Annotated in this window: 19 protein-coding genes; 3 read left to right on the forward strand and 16 right to left on the reverse strand. The window is 60.0% G+C overall.

All coding sequences use genetic code 11. The features are described 5' to 3' along the window. Window positions 1-26: 26 nt before the first annotated feature. Genes pdhA through Q1A07_RS00220 form a run of 3 tightly spaced genes read left to right on the forward strand, consistent with a single transcriptional unit; the run spans window position 27 to window position 3,749 of the window. On the forward strand, window positions 27-1,037 hold the full coding sequence (gene pdhA / locus Q1A07_RS00210; RefSeq protein ID WP_299776703.1) for a pyruvate dehydrogenase (acetyl-transferring) E1 component subunit alpha: 1,011 nt from the start codon (window positions 27-29) through the stop codon (window positions 1,035-1,037). Between the two features lie 3 nt (window positions 1,038-1,040). Beyond that, window positions 1,041-2,423, forward strand: a complete 1,383-nt coding sequence (locus tag Q1A07_RS00215; protein ID WP_299776705.1) for a pyruvate dehydrogenase complex E1 component subunit beta — start codon at window positions 1,041-1,043, stop codon at window positions 2,421-2,423. 12 nt (window positions 2,424-2,435) lie between these two features. After that, the gene (locus Q1A07_RS00220; RefSeq protein WP_299776707.1) at window positions 2,436-3,749 is read left to right on the forward strand and encodes a pyruvate dehydrogenase complex dihydrolipoamide acetyltransferase; all 1,314 of its coding nucleotides are present in this window, start codon (window positions 2,436-2,438) and stop codon (window positions 3,747-3,749) included. A gap of 64 nt (window positions 3,750-3,813) precedes the next feature. Here the strand turns inward: Q1A07_RS00220 and cysE are convergent, their stop codons facing one another. From cysE to Q1A07_RS00300, 16 genes are all read right to left on the reverse strand, one after another. Next, complete coding sequence (gene cysE / locus Q1A07_RS00225) at window positions 3,814-4,626, reverse strand: serine O-acetyltransferase (RefSeq protein ID WP_299776708.1); 813 nt, start codon at window positions 4,624-4,626, stop codon at window positions 3,814-3,816. Between the two features lie 185 nt (window positions 4,627-4,811). Further along, window positions 4,812-8,753 carry a glycoside hydrolase TIM-barrel-like domain-containing protein gene (locus Q1A07_RS00230; RefSeq protein WP_299776710.1) on the reverse strand — a complete coding sequence of 1,314 codons (3,942 nt, stop codon included), beginning with the start codon at window positions 8,751-8,753 and terminating at the stop codon, window positions 4,812-4,814. After that, the gene (locus Q1A07_RS00235) at window positions 8,753-9,199 is read right to left on the reverse strand and encodes a peptidase (RefSeq protein WP_299776712.1); all 447 of its coding nucleotides are present in this window, start codon (window positions 9,197-9,199) and stop codon (window positions 8,753-8,755) included. The genes Q1A07_RS00230 and Q1A07_RS00235 overlap by 1 nt, the downstream gene beginning before the upstream one ends. Next, on the reverse strand, window positions 9,196-10,083 hold the full coding sequence (locus tag Q1A07_RS00240; protein WP_299776714.1) for a DUF2163 domain-containing protein: 888 nt from the start codon (window positions 10,081-10,083) through the stop codon (window positions 9,196-9,198). Before Q1A07_RS00240 ends, Q1A07_RS00235 begins: the two co-directional genes overlap by 4 nt. Then, entirely contained in the window at window positions 10,083-10,715 is a 633-nt protein-coding gene (locus Q1A07_RS00245) for a DUF2460 domain-containing protein (RefSeq protein ID WP_299776716.1), read from the reverse strand. Before Q1A07_RS00245 ends, Q1A07_RS00240 begins: the two co-directional genes overlap by 1 nt. Before the next feature lie 18 nt (window positions 10,716-10,733). After that, complete coding sequence (locus Q1A07_RS00250; protein ID WP_299776718.1) at window positions 10,734-11,393, reverse strand: phage tail tape measure protein; 660 nt, start codon at window positions 11,391-11,393, stop codon at window positions 10,734-10,736. After that, window positions 11,383-11,592, reverse strand: a complete 210-nt coding sequence (locus Q1A07_RS00255; RefSeq protein ID WP_299776719.1) for a rcc01693 family protein — start codon at window positions 11,590-11,592, stop codon at window positions 11,383-11,385. Before Q1A07_RS00255 ends, Q1A07_RS00250 begins: the two co-directional genes overlap by 11 nt. Next, window positions 11,589-11,906 (reverse strand): gene transfer agent family protein, encoded by a 318-nt coding sequence (locus Q1A07_RS00260; protein ID WP_299776721.1) that lies wholly within the window; start codon window positions 11,904-11,906, stop codon window positions 11,589-11,591. Before Q1A07_RS00260 ends, Q1A07_RS00255 begins: the two co-directional genes overlap by 4 nt. 2 nt (window positions 11,907-11,908) lie before the next feature. Continuing rightward, a complete protein-coding gene (locus Q1A07_RS00265) occupies window positions 11,909-12,322 on the reverse strand; it encodes a phage major tail protein, TP901-1 family (RefSeq protein WP_299776723.1) in 414 nt (137 codons plus the stop codon). Between the two features lie 28 nt (window positions 12,323-12,350). After that, on the reverse strand, window positions 12,351-12,761 hold the full coding sequence (locus Q1A07_RS00270) for a DUF3168 domain-containing protein (protein ID WP_299776725.1): 411 nt from the start codon (window positions 12,759-12,761) through the stop codon (window positions 12,351-12,353). Continuing rightward, window positions 12,758-13,096, reverse strand: coding sequence for a phage head closure protein (locus Q1A07_RS00275; protein ID WP_299776727.1), 339 nt, complete (start codon window positions 13,094-13,096; stop codon window positions 12,758-12,760). The genes Q1A07_RS00270 and Q1A07_RS00275 overlap by 4 nt, the downstream gene beginning before the upstream one ends. Further along, complete coding sequence (locus tag Q1A07_RS00280) at window positions 13,093-13,692, reverse strand: head-tail connector protein (RefSeq protein WP_299776729.1); 600 nt, start codon at window positions 13,690-13,692, stop codon at window positions 13,093-13,095. The genes Q1A07_RS00275 and Q1A07_RS00280 overlap by 4 nt, the downstream gene beginning before the upstream one ends. Before the next feature lie 159 nt (window positions 13,693-13,851). Next, window positions 13,852-15,030: a phage major capsid protein gene (locus Q1A07_RS00285; RefSeq protein WP_299776731.1), complete on the reverse strand. Its 1,179-nt coding sequence runs from the start codon at window positions 15,028-15,030 to the stop codon at window positions 13,852-13,854. Between the two features lie 70 nt (window positions 15,031-15,100). Further along, window positions 15,101-15,658, reverse strand: a complete 558-nt coding sequence (locus Q1A07_RS00290; protein ID WP_299776733.1) for an HK97 family phage prohead protease — start codon at window positions 15,656-15,658, stop codon at window positions 15,101-15,103. Window positions 15,659-15,693: 35 nt separating this feature from the next. Continuing rightward, window positions 15,694-15,915, reverse strand: coding sequence for a hypothetical protein (locus Q1A07_RS00295; protein WP_195822524.1), 222 nt, complete (start codon window positions 15,913-15,915; stop codon window positions 15,694-15,696). Further along, window positions 15,908-17,086 carry a phage portal protein gene (locus Q1A07_RS00300; RefSeq protein WP_299776736.1) on the reverse strand — a complete coding sequence of 393 codons (1,179 nt, stop codon included), beginning with the start codon at window positions 17,084-17,086 and terminating at the stop codon, window positions 15,908-15,910. Before Q1A07_RS00300 ends, Q1A07_RS00295 begins: the two co-directional genes overlap by 8 nt. Between the last annotated feature and the right edge of the window lie 82 nt (window positions 17,087-17,168).

Here is a 17,168-nt window from a genome sequence, read left to right on the forward strand (position 1 = left end):
GGGTGAGACGAGGGAGAACCGCTCAGATGGCACCGCGAAAATCCACCAAAAAACCGAATGTTTCTGCGGAAGAGCTCAAGGCCTATTACCGCGATATGCTGCTGATCCGGCGGTTCGAGGAAAAGGCGGGCCAGCTTTACGGCATGGGGCTGATTGGTGGGTTCTGTCACCTCTACATCGGGCAGGAAGCGGTCGTCGTTGGCCTCGAGGCGGCAGCAGAAGAAGGCGACAAGCGCATCACCTCCTACCGCGATCACGGCCATATGCTGGCCTGCGGCATGGACCCCAACGGCGTGATGGCCGAACTGACGGGTCGCGAAGGCGGCTATTCCAAGGGCAAGGGCGGCTCCATGCACATGTTCTCCAAGGAGAAGCATTTCTATGGTGGCCACGGCATCGTTGCGGCGCAGGTGCCGCTGGGCGCGGGCCTCGCTTTTGCGGATAAGTACAAGGAAAACGGTCGGGTCACCTTCACCTACTTCGGGGATGGTGCTGCAAACCAGGGCCAAGTCTACGAGGCCTTTAACATGGCCGCCCTGTGGAAACTGCCCTGTGTGTTTGTCATCGAAAACAACCAATATGCGATGGGCACGTCGCAGCAACGCTCCACCTCCTCCGCTGAAATTTACGAACGCGGCAAGTCCTTTGGCATTCCCGGCGAGGCCGTGGATGGCATGGATGTGCTGGCAGTCAAAGAAGCGGGCGAAAAGGCCGTGGCGCACTGCCGCTCCGGCGACGGCCCCTATATTCTCGAGATCAAGACCTATCGCTACCGGGGGCACTCGATGTCCGACCCGGCCAAGTACCGGACCCGCGAAGAAGTGCAGAAAATGCGCGACGAGCGGGATCCGATCGAACAGGTTCGTTCGCTTCTGCTCACCGGCAAACATGCCAGCGATGAGGATCTCAAGGCGATCGACAAAGAGATCAAGGAAATCGTGAACGACAGCGCTGAGTTCGCCAAAACCTCACCGGAGCCGGCTGTCGAAGAGCTCTGGACCGATATTTACGCCACAGAAGTTCCGCAGGAGGCTTGATCCATGGCAACAGAAATTCTCATGCCCGCTCTGAGCCCAACAATGGAAGAAGGCACGCTGGCCAAATGGCTGGTTAAGGAGGGCGATACCGTCTCCTCCGGCGACATCATGGCCGAGATCGAAACCGACAAGGCCACGATGGAATTCGAGGCCGTCGATGAAGGCACCATCGGCAAGATCCTCGTGGCCGAAGGGACCGAAGGGGTGAAGGTGAACACCGCCATCGCGGTCTTGCTGGAAGACGGCGAAAGTGCCGATGATATCGACACATCGACGCCCGCACCGGAGGCGGCACAGGCCGCCGACGCGGGCAACGAGGCGGCCCCTGCGGCCTCCGAGGCGCCCGCCCCTGCCCCTGCAGCGCCCCAAACAGACAGCACGCCCGACTGGCCGGAAGGCACCACGCTGAAACAGCAAACCGTCCGCGAGGCGCTGCGCGATGGCATGGCCGAAGAGATGCGCCGCGACGACAGCGTCTTCCTGATGGGAGAAGAGGTTGCCGAATACCAAGGCGCCTATAAGATCAGCCAAGGCATGCTCGATGAGTTCGGGGCCAAACGCGTGATCGACACGCCGATCACCGAACATGGCTTTGCCGGGATCGCCACAGGGGCAGCCTTCGGCGGTCTGCGCCCAATTGTCGAATTCATGACCTTCAACTTCGCCATGCAGGCCATCGACCAGATCATCAACTCAGCCGCAAAAACCCTCTACATGTCCGGTGGTCAGATGGGTGCGCCCATGGTCTTCCGTGGTCCCAACGGTGCCGCCGCCCGCGTGGGTGCGCAGCACAGTCAGGATTACGCGGCCTGGTACATGCAGGTACCGGGGTTGAAGGTCGCGATGCCCTACTCCGCCTCCGACTACAAAGGCCTGATGAAGACCGCGATCCGCGATCCCAACCCGGTGATTTTCCTGGAAAACGAAATCCTCTACGGGCGCAGCTTCGACGTACCGGATCTCGATGACTATACGGTACCGTTCGGCAAGGCACGCATCTGGCGCGAAGGCTCGGACGTGACCATCGTCAGCTTCGGTATTGGCATGAGCTATGCCCTCGCCGCCGCCGATCAGCTGGCAGAGGAAGGCATCTCCGCCGAGGTCATCGATCTGCGTACCCTACGCCCGATGGACACAGACAGCATTCTCAAATCGGTGATGAAGACCAACCGCTGCGTTACGGTTGAAGAAGGCTGGCCACAGGGCTCCGTCGGCAACTATATCTCAAGCGTCATCATGCAGCAGGCCTTCGACTATCTGGATGCCCCGGTGATCAACTGCACAGGCAAGGATGTGCCCATGCCTTATGCGGCAAACCTTGAAAAACTCGCGCTGGTGACCACTGACGAGGTCGTCGCTGCCGTGAAGCAAGTCACCTACAAGTAAGGAGCGCATCAGATGCCGACAGAAATCCTCATGCCCGCTCTGAGCCCTACCATGGAAGAGGGCACGCTGGCCAAATGGCACGTTAAAGAAGGTGACACCGTCTCCTCCGGCGACATCATGGCCGAAATCGAAACCGACAAGGCCACGATGGAATTCGAGGCCGTCGATGAAGGCACCATCGGCAAGATCCTCGTGGCCGAGGGCACCGAAGGTGTGAAAGTGAACACCGCCATCGCGGTCTTGCTGGAAGAAGGCGAAAGTGCCGATGATATCGACACGTCGACGCCCACGCCGAAGGCGACACAAGCCGCCGACGCGGGCAACGAGGAGGCCCCTGCGGCCTCCGAGGCGCCCGCCCCTGCTCCGGCAGCAGGCAGTACCCCTGCCCCACAGGCCGCAGATGGCACCCGGATCTTCGCCTCTCCGCTGGCACGTCGGATTGCGGCTGACAAGGGTCTGAACCTCGCGGATATCAAAGGTTCCGGCCCGCATGGTCGGATCATAAAAGCGGACGTCGAGGGCGCCAGTGCGGCCCCCAAACCAGCCGCCGCCAATGCGCCTGCAGCGGCTCCTGCAGCTGCGGCACCGGCCGCTGGCCCGGCGGCGGACGCGGTCATGGCGATGTACGATGGGCGCGACTACGAGGAAATCAGCCTCAACGGCATGCGCAAAACCATTGCGGCGCGCCTGACAGAAGCCAAACAGTCGATCCCGCATTTCTATCTGCGTCGGGACATCGAACTGGATGCACTGCTGAAGTTCCGGGGCGAGCTGAACAAGCAGCTTGAAAGCCGCAGCGTGAAGCTCTCCGTCAACGATTTCATCATCAAGGCCTGCGCCCTGGCGCTGCAATCCGTGCCGGACGCAAATGCCGTTTGGGCGGGCGACAGGATGCTAAAACTGAAACCCTCCGACGTTGCCGTGGCCGTTGCCATTGAAGGCGGGCTGTTCACACCCGTCCTGAAAGACGCCGAGATGAAATCGCTCTCCGCGCTGTCAGCAGAAATGAAAGATCTCGCCGGGCGTGCCCGGGATCGGAAGCTCGCGCCGCGCGAGTATCAGGGCGGCAGCTTTGCCATCTCGAACCTCGGGATGTTCGGCATCGACAACTTCGATGCGGTTATCAACCCTCCACATGGCGCTATTCTGGCCGTCGGCGCGGGCGTGAAAAAACCGATTGTTGGAAAAGACGGAGAACTCGCGGTGGCGACGGTCATGTCCGTCACGCTTTCTGTCGATCACCGCGTCATCGACGGCGCATTGGGTGCGAAATTGTTGCAGGCAATCAAGGAAAACCTCGAGACCCCGATGACAATGCTCGCGTAACCGCAGCGCAAACGCAAAAAAGGCCGGGTGCAAAACACCCGGCCTTTTGCATTTTGTCGTTCAGCTACTGATTGTCCGGGCCAAACATGTGGTTCATCGAAATCGAGGGCTGATCACATCCGGCCTCGCCAACGATCCTTGCAGGAATACCCGCGACGGTCTTGCAGGCCGGAACTTCTTCGAGAACGACCGAACCTGCAGCGATGCGGCTGCAATGCCCGACCTTGATGTTCCCAAGCACCTTTGCACCGGCACCGATCAACACGCCATTGCCGATCTTGGGATGACGGTCCTCTTCTTCTTTGCCGGTCCCGCCAAGCGTCACCGAATGCAACATCGAGACATTGTCGCCCACCACCGCTGTCTCACCAATGACGATAGAATGGGCGTGATCGATCATGATGCCCTTGCCGATGCGGGCCGCCGGGTGAATGTCCACGCCAAAGATTTCAGAGACACGCATCTGGACAAAGTACGCCAGATCGCGATGGCCTTTTGACCAGAGGTGATGGCCGACCCGATAAGCCTGCATCGCCTGATACCCTTTGAAATAGAGGATGGGCTGCAAGAGGCGATGGCAGGCCGGGTCACGCTCGTAAATCGCGGCGAGGTCTGCACGGGCAGCTTGAACAAGAGTCGGATCGCTCGCGTAAGCGTCTTCGACCATCTCGCGCACCACAACCATGGACATCTCATTCGACGCCAACTTCGCTGCAATACGGTAAGACAGCGCTTTTTCGATGCTTTTATGATGCAGGATACAGGCGTGCAGAAATCCCCCCATCAGGGGTTCGTCCAATGCAGCCTGCCGCGCTTCAGCACATATCTGATCCCACGCCGGATCGACCTGGGTGATCTTTGGTTTCAGTTCAGCCATTGCCATCATCCTTTTGCACCAGTTCTTACTTACTTTATCTAGTAAGCAAAAACCAAACGCAAACCTGTGATGTATTCTATTCCAGTTTTGAATGGATCAATCAGCGCCTGTGACAAACACAGCTAACGTGGCAATTGAATACCATGTAACGTCATTCTCTACGTGCCTCACTGCGCAACAAGTCCTCAAAGTGTGACCTCTGTTTGCCGCGACAATCCGGTTCCAAAAACGGCGGAAACCTGCGCAACCTCCACGACAACTGTCCCAACGGCGCCATCCGCCAACTGATCGGCGTGCGCATACGTCCATTCCGGAGAGTGAACGATTGCATCCCGCAATATAGCTTCGCCTTGCCGCACACGGACCGAGTAGGTTTCTCCTTCTTCGGCCAAAGGTACTTCCGGTACATCCCATCCATCGCCATCCAATCGCGTGCGACGCACCCAGGTCGCGGCGACACTCCCATCCGAGGTACGGTGTGTTCGCAGATGTACCGGCGCGTAAGGCCGTTCGCCGTTTCCGTTGAAGGCATGCGCCTCCTGAACATAGGAAATATCATCCACAGAACGACGCGCTGGACCTATACGATAGGTCTGTTCCACGCGCCGTAAATTCCGGCTGATCTCCAGTTGCTCCGGAAAGCCGTTCAGCAAGACGAACCAAGAACCTGTTGGCCAGACATCCGGCATCAGACCGTCACTGCCGACCTGTCCTCGCAATCTGCGGGAGAGGCGGTAGGTATCCTTGTCCACCAGTTCCGCATCCGCAAACTGAAAAACTTCCCAATTGTCCGGCGTACCATCTCCAATGGCGGCCAGATTGGCACCACTCAGCATCGCCTGAACATCAACTGAACTCAGAGTTCCACTGATGAGCTTGACTTCAAGAGGTGCGCCCCGATCCAAAAGGCTGGCAGGTGCTGCAAACATGTCTGACTGTGTGGTGCCTATGATTGAGCGCGCAGAGATCTGGCTCGCGAGCCTGAAATCGCTATCGCTCGGAGACTGATAGATCGCGACGGACCCTTGCCAGGGTTGTGCAGTCACCGCGACATGGGGGGCGTGCGGTGTTTCGTCTCCAGTGATCAAAGGCAGGTCCATAAACAGTGGTGAAACCGGTACCGGCGGTACAAAAGCCTTGGGGCTGGGCATATCATCGATCATTTCAGCCGAGGTATAGACATCCGGCTCAATCCGAATGGCTTCAACAATCTGGAGCATCCCCTGTTCAACTCGGTCTATGCGGTACAAGGCTCGCCCTTCCGATTGATCGGCCTGCAATTCAATGACATCGCCCGCCCCCATGGTCAGGCAGGAGGGCGGCAGGGCAAAGCGTATCGCATCGCGGGCGATGCGCGCTTCGGTCAACCACCTTTCGGCAGTTTGCCGCCCCTCTCCGCGGGTCAGCGCAATCGGGACTTCAGAGGTGGAGACAGAATGCGTGCGCTCGTCCGCCAAAACAGCCTCTTCGGCAAGCACATCGAAATCGGCATCGGCCTGAACGAAACGCAACCTTACACGTCCTGCCATCTCGGCCTGTGCCGAGCGCGATTGTTCAACGGTCCCGTCCAGCTCATCACTCAGCGCCAGAATACTCCGATCCAGCGGCACAGGGTTCTGACCGTTCCGCATGCGGAAAACCAACTGGCCATCACGCTCCACAGCATCAAAGGAATAGCGCAGCATCAGAGGCTGCAGTGATGCACGTGCATCGTTCACGTCGTTGACCAGGTACCCACGGACATTTCCGTAAAGCTGGCTCGTGTCGAAATCTAAGACACCGGCCTTATGACAAATCTCGCTTACGACAGACGCCAGAGACCGCGCTGACGTTCTTCCATTAATCCAATGACCGCGCGCGTAGTTTTCCGAATCGCTCCAAAGCGCTGAATTATTGGGGAAATAGGGATACGGGCGCGCGTCCCATGCCCAGACAAAGGCGCGATCCATGTCTACCATTGGCCCACCGTAGGTGGCGGAAACCGGGTTATTGGTCTCATCGCCCCAGAATGTCACCATCGCACGCAGGTACTGTGCCTGAACAAAATCGTCCCGCGCTCCGTTCGAAAACTTCGGCAGGCTGCTTTCGGAGGATTTCATGTCCAGGAACTTATTGGGCTGATTTGTGCCTTTATCAACCGATGCACAGCCCATTTCAGTGAACCAGATCGGCTTGGAGTTCGGCACCCAAGGGGTCGCTGTGGCAGCCCTAATCCCTCCAATGCGCTCGTAATGTTCGTTTGACCACCAGTTCTTGATATCCTTGTACCGATAAATCCATGGCTCGTTGTGCGCACCGTCCTCAATGGGCGTTCGGATCTGGGCTGCCGCATCCTCATCCGAGGCATAATACCAATCATACCCTTCACCCCCGGCGATATTGCCGCGCAGGTAATCGAGATCATAAATGGACCCGACATCGGCATCGAGGTGGTCATCCCCCTCGCGCCAGTCCGACATCGGCATGTAGTTGTCGATACCGATAAAATCGATGTTGGGATCCGCCCACAGCGGGTCGAGATGAAAATACCGATCATTCGACCCATCCTGCGGCTGATAGCCAAAGTACTCGCTCCAATCCGCAGCATAACTGATTTTGACGTCAGGGCCGAGAATACTACGCACGTCGGCGGCGAGTGCTTGCAAGTGCTCAACGGCAACAAAGCGATTTCCCAATCCTCTGATTTGCGTCAGGCCGCGCATCTCGGTGCCGATACAAAACGCTTCGACCCCTCCCGCAGCTTTGCAGAGCGCCGCATAATGCAGGATAAACCGGGAAAACGACCACTCTTGAGGTCCGCTGTACACAACAGATGTTCCGGAAGTTGTAAAATCGGCAGCCTTCGCTGTTCCGAAGAACGCCTCGACTTCCGCATCTGCGCCTGCAGTCCCATCAGGCGATCCCGCGACGCCAGGTGCCACAGAGAGCGTAATCCGTCCACGCCATGGTAGCCGTGGTTGCGTTTCTTCCGGGGCGTAAGGGTTCGGCAGGACATTGTCGCTCAATTGATCCATCAGAATGAAGGGGTAAAACAACACTTCCTTGCCCGCCGTATGCATCGCCTGAATGGCCTGTACTACGGATTGATCGGTCGGCGTCCCTCCATAAATTGGGCGCTCGTTTTCCAGCGGCATTGCCTCGGCTGAACTCCGGTTCAACCCCGCGACCGACCAAGGCATGTTTTCGCCTTCGTACTGCTTTTTCTCAACCTTTGGACGCACTTCGCAGGTTCCGCAGCGCAAATCATTACCAAACCAGGAAACGACAAGCGATGCCGCCTGACAATTTGGCAGTTCGTCGCTCAACGTCTCCAGTGACGCTGCAAAATCAGTCTTCTCTGCCGGGGTGTTCACATTGGCGCTCCAGCGGCTACCGGGACCGCTGGTGTAATGCACCGGCGTCGTGGCCAGCGAATACTCTCCCGTGCCGGGTATCACCGCCACGCTTTTGATTGCATAGGTCAGCGCCTGATCCGCATCGGGTTCGGTAACCTGTTCCGGGCGTGATACCTCGAAGGAAAACTGAGGCACCCGATTTCCGAACCGTTCCAGCGAGAGGTTTTCAAAAACCACGTAGGCTGTGCCACGGTAGGCCGGAACCATACCGGTCCCCTCGATTGCCTCAATCACCGGGTCCGGCAACTGATCAGCCGCGCCACGGTAGACTCGCATGTTCAAGTCGTCCGGTGCAATTTCTTCGCCATTGGCCCAGATCCGCCCGATACGCGTGATTTCACCCTCGCAAATGGCGATGGCCAGATTGACCGAGTAAGAATAGCTGCGGGTTTGCGACTTTGGCTGGCTTGGGGCACCCTTGCCGCCGCCACCGCCACCTGCCACTGTGACGGTCTCGGCAAAGTCCGATGCCCAGATCACCTGTCCACCCAGACGCATGCGCCCATAGACCTGGGCCAACGCTTCCCCCTCACCAACACTCGAAATCCGGAACCGGTCGACCTTGCCCGTCTCGACAACATCGGAGCCTTGACCCAGGAGTTTCTGATCGATCACGCGACCGATGGTTGCCCCAACAGCCCGCCCGATGACGGCCGTCGATAGACCTGCCACCGTACCCCCGATGGAGCCGCCAACCGCAGCGCCTACAGTAGAAAGAACTAGCGTCGCCATCAGCTGGCCTCCTCAGGAAATGTAAACCGAGCAACCACCCGGCGGCGCCACGGCAGGCTGAGAGAGCTCTCCACCACACCAAAGCGCGAATATGCGTGAACGAAGCTCGGGTTTGAGCCAACGCGCCCGACGACGCCCAGATGCTTGGCCACCGCACTGCTGCGCATGCGGAAAAGCAGAACGTCGCCCGGGGCCTCATCCTTCACGTCTTTCGGGTGCAGGTGGCGCAATGCAGCATTCCACAAACGTTCTTCACCCTGTGGTTCGGACCAATCCATGGAATAGGCTGGCACGCTTTCGGGCTCATCGCCGTAAAGCACCCGCCAAATCCCCCGCAACAGCCCAAGACAATCAGTGCCCGCGCCCTTGACTGCTGACTGGTGGACATAGGGCGTGCCAATCCAGTCCCGTGCCTCAGTCACGATATTTTGTTGAAGCGGTGTCATCTCAGGCTCCCACCGGTGTTCGCGCCCGTGGATTTCGGAACCGCCATCATCCAGTCTTCGCCCGGGACATCCGGAAAGCCCTGGAAGTTGGCGAGATTTGCAAACTTCACACGGCAGGTTTCGCTGCGTTTGTCGCATCCGGCGATCAGACGCACGACAGTGCCAGCCTCCAGCGGGCTGCGCATCGGCTCCCAAAGTTCGATCACGCGGTCAGCGCCTTCGAACCGGTCCTGCTTGACCATTCCCCAAAGGCCTTTTGCCGACCCGGTCAGAACTTCCAACCGCCCCCGCGCAAACCAGCTTGCATCGAATCCGCCGAAGCCTGCCCACCGAAACACGCGGGCCTGGGTCACCGTCTCAATCGGCAAGTCGATGGAATACCCCGGCGCCGTGAGATCAAACCGACATGCCCCATCGCCCAGGACGGCCGTACACGGCTTCTGGTAAACGCGCCCCAGCGGGCGGTTCAGTAACTCAGTCAGCCCCCGCAACTCTGCCTGGAAACCACCATCCGCGCGCCGCAGTTCACCAATCGTGCCACGGAACTGCAGCCAACGCTGCGATACGTCATTCCAATTCACCAGCCAAGCGCGCACCTCAGCCTCGTCAAAACGGCCTTGCTCGATCTCATCCTCGCGGATCGACAAATCGCTCAACGCCCCAAGGGCTTCGGTGTTGTCCACCGACAAGCCCGTGCTCTGTGACAGCGCCAGGGCGCTCAGGCCTGTATCCGCGCGAAAGGTGATTCCGTCGAAGGTCAGCTCCCGGTCATGATCGGTGAAGCCAAGTATAACACCATCCTTGCGCTCAATAGCCCATGCGTGCGCCACGGTGGTCAGCCCGCCCTCAAGATGGGCCTGCAATCCTGCATCCATTTGCGACATCAGATGCGTACCTCCACAATAGGGACATTGGGCACTTCGCCAGCCTGAAAACTGGCGATACTGGTCTGAATGCGGTCGGTGTCAAAACGCACCGGAACATCAAACTCAAACCCTGCGGTGACATCGGCGCCAGCGACTGGGGGCTGTGAAAAGGTGATTGCGCCGCTCGTAAGATCGAGCGCGTAATCAATGGTTTCCTGCAGCTCGACACCAGCCACACCAACCCGCACGGTTTCCGCAACCGGCTTGCTGATTGGGCGGCTGTATCCATGGGCGCCCGACTGGTAGGTCTTTTGCAGCGCAAACTCGGTTTGCACGCCATCCCCGGTTCCCAAGGCCTGATCGAAGGCGGTGATGTCCAGCGACGGCTTGGACGAACGATAATCCGACCAGTCTTTCCAGCGAAACCCGAAAAGCTGGCCGAAACGCGCCTCGAAGAAGGCGATTAAAGTCTCGATGTCATCCAGTGACCGCATGCCCATCCCTGCGTCATACCGCCTGCGCGAATGCGCCCATGGAGAGTTGCGCTCTTCATATCCGTTGCTGATCGTCACAACATCCGTACGGCGTTCCGGACCGCCAACAGAGCCAAAGCTCAGCGTGGCTGGAAATCTGACTTCATGAAACTGCATAATCCTGCTCCCCTCCCGTTACCGGTTGCGTTGCCCGCGCCCCAGGGCACGGGTCATCTGGGCAGCGATCTGCCCCTGACTGCGTTGGAACCCCTGAACGTCGGGGGTCGAGATGTTCATAACGATGCTTTGTCCACCGCCGCCTGCGCCGCGCACGCCGAGTTTGCCGTCCGGACCACGGGCCAGCGGCATGATGGCCTCCGGACCCGCCTCGCCCATCACGCCCATACCGCCACGCATGCCAAAAGGTGTGGCACCGCTGACGATCCCACCGGTTGCAAAGGGCATCACACGACCCTGACTAAAAGGGGCGCCATCTGCAAAGGGCAGAATACTACCCAACAGCCCGTCGACACCCTGCGCCAACAGCCCACCGGCATGCTTTGTCACCGGGTTGATGGCGGCGCTGTAGGCCGTGTCCACCATGCTGTTGGCAAGGGTGTTCAACGCATCCGATAGACTCGCCCCATCGAAAACGACGCCGTCGAACGCACGCCGCAATCCGCGGGTCAGGCCGCGTTCCAGGGCCGCAATATCGCGCCCTGTCGCCTCCAGCGACGTCTTCATCCGCCGCAGTTCGCTATCGAACCCCGAGACGAGAACACTGGTCTGGCCCAACGTGTCGTTTAGCCCCTCCGCGCGCCCTTCCAGATCTTCAAAACCGCTCTCATCCGTCATCGCAATCGTCCTTATTGTCCTTGTCCGGATAGGCCGTCATCAGGGCCTCCAAACCGGTGCTCAACAGCGGTCCGGATTTTGTCGGATCGCCCAGCATCAACTGAAATTCGGCAGGCGTCAGCGCCCAGAACACATCCGGATGCAAGCCCAGTCCGCGCAGCCCCACCCGCATCAGGGCGGGCCAGTCCAGCTGACTCATGCCGCAGGCACCGTGAAGGCCCGCGCCAAAAGCTCTGCCGCTGCCTTTGCCGCTGCGATCGGACCGCCTTCAATCTGCGCATGGTAAAGGGCATCATCGGACACCCCGCATTTCCCGCCCGTCAGCCCCGCGCGTAACAGCGCAAGGACATCCTGACTGGTGAAACTCCCGCCCTCAAAACGCTCGACCATCGCCATCAGCGAATCCGCTTCCAGCGCGGCCTCCAACTCTGCCAGCGCCCCCAATGTCAGACGCATCACATGAGACTGACCATCTATGACCAAGGCGACATCGCCCCTCCAGGGATTTGCCATGATCAGATCGCCGTGAAGCTCAGAGAACCAGCACTTGCCAGCGACAACTCATAAGTTGCCTCGCCATTGTGGCTGCCCCCGTATTCGATGGAAGTCACCTGGAACGGCCCCTCGACAACGCCGAAATCAGGGATCACGACCTGAAAGCTCGGCGCCTGGCCGTCAAAAAACAGCTGACGCGCGCGCTCGTCGGTGTCCGCGTCGCGGAACACGCCCGACCCGCTGATCGATACCGACCGAACCCCGGCCCCGGACAGCAGCTCGCGCCATCCGCCCTGGCTTTCCAGGCTGGTGATATCAATCGTTTCAGCGTTGAAGCTGACCCGCGTGGCACGCAGACCTGCCAGTGTGGTGAACGAACCGCTGTCCGTCATGTCGACCTTCACCAAAAGGTCTTTTCCGTTCTGAGCACCCATGGGTTATCTCCTGTTTGAAGTCTAAAGGTTATTCATCTTCGACGCGGGCTCGAAACCGCATCCGGATCTCGCGCCCGGCATTGGAGTCGATCCGCCGGGCCTCGGCCCGCTGAAATCTGAGAAAGACAAGACGCCCGCGGCTCAACGCCAGATCGGCATCCTGCAACGCATCCGAAATCGCCATCGCGACCGCCTTGGCACCGGCAAATCCTGGCTGCGTGGTGAAGACTGAAATCTCGACCGTATGCAGCGCGCCGTTACCGGTCTGATCGGACGCATCACGCGCCTGCTCCCGCCCGAGACTCACGTAGGTTTCGGGCAAATCACCAGTGGGTACCGCATCATAGACATCCCGGCCGATCAATCCGCCAAGGGTCGCATCATTAATGAGGGCCTCGTATATGGCGGCCTGAAGCGCGCCCGACATGGCGTAACTCATACCGTACTCTCCTCTGTTGCAAAGCAGGTGATGTACCGGCCATTTGCGTCATTCTCAGCCACGGCCTTGATGACGAACACCCGCTCACCTTCGCGAAATCGCTGCTCCGGCCTTGGCCGCTTGGCATCTCCGAAGGGCGCGCCCCGGATGACGATCTTGTAGCTCATGGCCGAAACCGATGCGCCGGATTGCGCGAGCTCCCGACCGGAACGCGCGGTGACCTGCGCCCAGAGTGTCCCGAGCGACTGCCAGGTTTCGACATATCCGCCCGCGCCATCCTCAATCCGCTGAGGGGCCTCGAGCACAAGCTGGCGGTTCAGACGAGGCGTTTTCACAGGATCGCTCCCGGCCCGAGGCGCATCACCTTGTAACGTTCGATCAGGCTGCTGACGCCAAAGGGCATGCAGCCATCGCTCAAGGACGTCTCGTCGCGATACTCGTAGTAATGCGCGGCCAGCAACAACGTGGCCTGACGCAAGTCGGCGGGCAGATCCTGCCACGTCGGACCGTAGCCCGCCTCGAACTCGATGGAGGCCGACCCGTTTTGCGGGATCACTGGCAGGCACGCACCAACGGACCGCAGACGGGGCCGCTGACTGTCGCGCTGCAGCCAGTACTGCGTGGCATCAATCTCGGTTTCGCTGCCATCGCGTGCAATGGTCGACAATCGCGTCAGCGCCGAAATAGGTGCAACCGGCAGGATCTGCGAATCCCGATCGCGCCAGAAGGTCAGCGACCAGCTAAAAGGCCGGGTCATCAAGACCTTGCCGGTGCGCGATTCAATCGCCGCCATGGCCGCCCGCAAAAACCCGCTCAATACCTCGTCTTGCGCAGAATCCTGACCAAAGCTGGTGCCCAGCCGCAGATGCGCTTTGAATTCCTCGACTGGTAGAGCCGCATCCGGCACCGTCGTTTCTTCGATCAACATCATCGAATGTCTCCAATTACTTGTGCTCCACCACTCAGGAACCGGGCGCGCACCCATCTGCATTGCTCGGTCGGAGGGGAGCAGCTAGACAACACAAACGTTCCGGCACGCACCCGGCCCGGCACCAGGGGGCATCCCCCGGCACCGGTATCGTCACATCCTTCAGGAGGTGCCGAATTTCAGCAGCTTGATGGCGGCATAGTCGCTGACATCACCGCCCACGCGCTTGGTCGCATAGAAAAGGACATGCGGCTTGGCGCTGAACGGGTCGCGCAGGACGCGCAGATCGGGGCGTTCAGCGATGGTGTAGCCGTTTGCAAAGTCGCCAAAGGCAATCGCATTGGCGTCCGTCGCCGCATCAGGCATGTCCTCGGCAATCAGCACCGGATAACCCATCAGGCGGGCAGGTTCTGCCGTTGCCAGACCATCCGACCACAGGAAGCGGCCGTCATTGTCCTTGAGCTTGCGCACCAGACCCGCTGTCTTGGAGTTCATCACGAAGGTTGCATTGGCGCGGTATTCCGCCCCCAGCGCATAGACCAGGTCGATGATCGCATCCGCATTCACGTCGCCATTCTGACCTGTTGGAACATAACCAAGGTTGCCCCAGGTCCAGACGTCGTTGTCGACGGAGGCGTGGCTCAGAAAGCCCATGGGCTTATCGGTACCGTCACCGTTAACGAAGGCTGCGGCTTCGGCCCGCGCGAATTTGTCCGCGATGCGGCTTGCCAACCATGTCTCGATGTCGAACGCGCTGTCATCCAGCAGACGCTGGGATGCTTTCGGCAGTGCGCTCAGCTCATGCAGCGGAATGGTGATGCGGTCGAGCTGCGGGGTGTCCGTTTCCGTTGTGGAACCGGCCTCTGTCGCCCAACCCGCGCCTACATCGGTGTGATCGACGAGAACGTCATAGGACGTCGCCTCGACATTCACCACGGCGGCAATGGAGCGGATGGACGCGGTTGCGTTCAGAACCGACTTCACGGTATCCGACGTCTGCGGATCAACGAGGTAGCCGCCGTCCGAGTTCACCGCTGTGGACAGCGACTTCACGTCCATCTCAAGGCCACGCAGGCCGTCATCATCGCCGGAACGCAGATATGCATTAAAGGCCTTCTGATGGGGTGCGCCAGCATCGACAGCGCCTGCAAGAGGGCTGCGTTGGGGAGTGTGTGTCTTTCGGTCCAGCATGGTCAGTCGCTCTTCTGTTTGTTGAAGTTTTGATTCAATGTCGGTTTGGAAGCTTTTGAAATCAGTGACAAAGCCGGTCACGGCCTGCCTGACATCCTCAGCGGGGGACAAACCTTCCCCACCCGCCGCCTTCGGTGCGGTCTTGCTCATGGGCAAATCCTCTATGGTGTTGTGTGAGAGCCGCACGAACCCCTCGTGCGACCCGGACGACAGGTGCGCGTTAGCGGCGCGCCAGATCAGCGCGCGCGCCCGCAAAGACGGCGGCCATATCACGCAGGGAACGGTCAAGGTCGGTCTCCTCCGACTTGCCCGCAACCCGCGCACTGGGCAGCATCGGGAAGGTCACCAGTGACACCTCCCAAAGCTCCAGTTCGGTCAAGAGCCGTTGGCCCTTGGAATTCTTGGTGGCCTTCCGGGTACGGTACCCGATGGACAGCCCATCGATCGCGCCCGCGTCAATCAGCGCTGCGGCCTCGCGCCCCTTGGCGACACTGTCGAGCAGACGCCCCTTGACCCAGAGACCCTTGCCATCTTCGCGCACCTCATCCCAGATCCCGATGGGCTGGGTCGGATCGTGCTGCCACAGCATCTTCACCTTGGTGCCCTTGGCTGTCAGCGTCGACAGCGAGGCAGCATAAGCCCCCGCCGCAACCACGTCATTGCCCTGATCCACCGCACCAAAAAGGCTGGCGTATCCGCTGATCACGCAACCGTCCTCGACGGCCAGCGCATCGCCAAATCGGGCGAACTTGCGCTCCAGCCCTGTCTCAATATCCATGGGTCCACTCCTCATCATTGTCTCTCTTCCCCCGCTCATGGCACCGCCACCAGCACCGACTGCAGCGCTTGCCCCAGGATCATCGCAACGATCCCGTAAACGGTCAGCCACAGCCTTTTCTCCAACCGCTCCATCATCTCTTCGACCCGGTCGAGCCGGCGGATGAGGTTGTCATGCTGGATTTGGGCGACCCGCTCGTGGGCCTGCAACCGCAGCCCCGGCGCACATTCGAACCGCTCAAAACCAGGATCACTCATCGGCGCTCACCGCTGGCAGCCCCAGAAGCGCGCGCTTTTCGGCCTGGCTCAGAAAATCCGCCTCGGCCACGCGGCTCCATTGCGCGTCCCGTTCCGCCGCCAGTGCAGGCACCTGATCCAGATCCGGTTTCAACGTCAGCTGCGCGCCCGTATACCCCGCCAGCCACTGCGCCAGCGCCGCGGTCACACGGGTCGCAAGGGGCAATACCGTCAGGCGATAAAAAGCACGGTGTGCTTCCTGATAGTTGGCGTATGTCGCGTCGCCCTGAATGCCCAGCAGCATGGGCGGCACCCCAAAGGCCAGTGCGATCTCCCGTGCGGCGGCTTCCTTGGTCTTCTGGAATTCCATGTCCGACGGCGAAAAGCCCATCGGCTTCCAGTCAAGCCCCCCTTCGAGCAGCATCGGACGGCCCGCATTGCGTGCCCCCTGATGATGGCTCTCCATCTCGTTCACAAGGCGCTCGTACTGGTCGTGCGCCATGGTGCCCTGCCCCTCGGCACCCCGGTAGACAATCGCCCCCGACGGACGCGCCGCATTGTCCAGCAGCGCCTTGGACCAGCGGCTGGCAGAATTGTGCACATCCAGCGCCATGGCCGCCGCCTGCATCGGGCTGAACCCATAATGGTCATCCTGCGGGTGAAAACTCTTGATATGGCAGACAGGCACCTGCGCGCCGCTGGCATCAAAACGATGTTTGCGCCCGCCCACGGCATATTCATAGGCAATCGGCCAGCCATCGGCGCCCGGCACCACGCTCATGCGGTCCGACCGCAGAACATGCAGCTCCACCGGGGCTGCTTCCTCATTTACCACCGCTTCGACATAGCCATTCCCGGTCAGCAGCAACTGGGCATAGAGTGCCTCCAGCAATTCCGCCCGGCCCTGCATCGGGTTGGGCCGCGCCACCAGATCAATCAGCGGATGCACATCATAGCGCTGCTCGCTGTCCTGCAGCACCAGCGGCAGCGCCGCCGCCGCCTCGGCAATCAGCTTGACCGACCGAAACCCCACCGGGTTGCCGGAAAACCCCGTCCGGGTCAGCGACACGGCATCGCGCGGGCTCCAGGCCACGCGGCCCGAGGTCTGGTAGGCCACGACAGGCCCGGTGGCGCTCGCTTTCTGCTCGGGAGCGTCCAGCGGTGCACCGCGCTTTAGAAAGTCAAAAACCATGTCGTTTGCTCCTCATGTGATCGCCCGCATGCCAAATGCGCCCGCGCCGATGATCTGCGTAGCGGGGCTGATCTTGCTTGCT

Source organism: uncultured Roseobacter sp., from assembly GCF_947492555.1.
GTDB lineage: Bacteria > Pseudomonadota > Alphaproteobacteria > Rhodobacterales > Rhodobacteraceae > Roseobacter.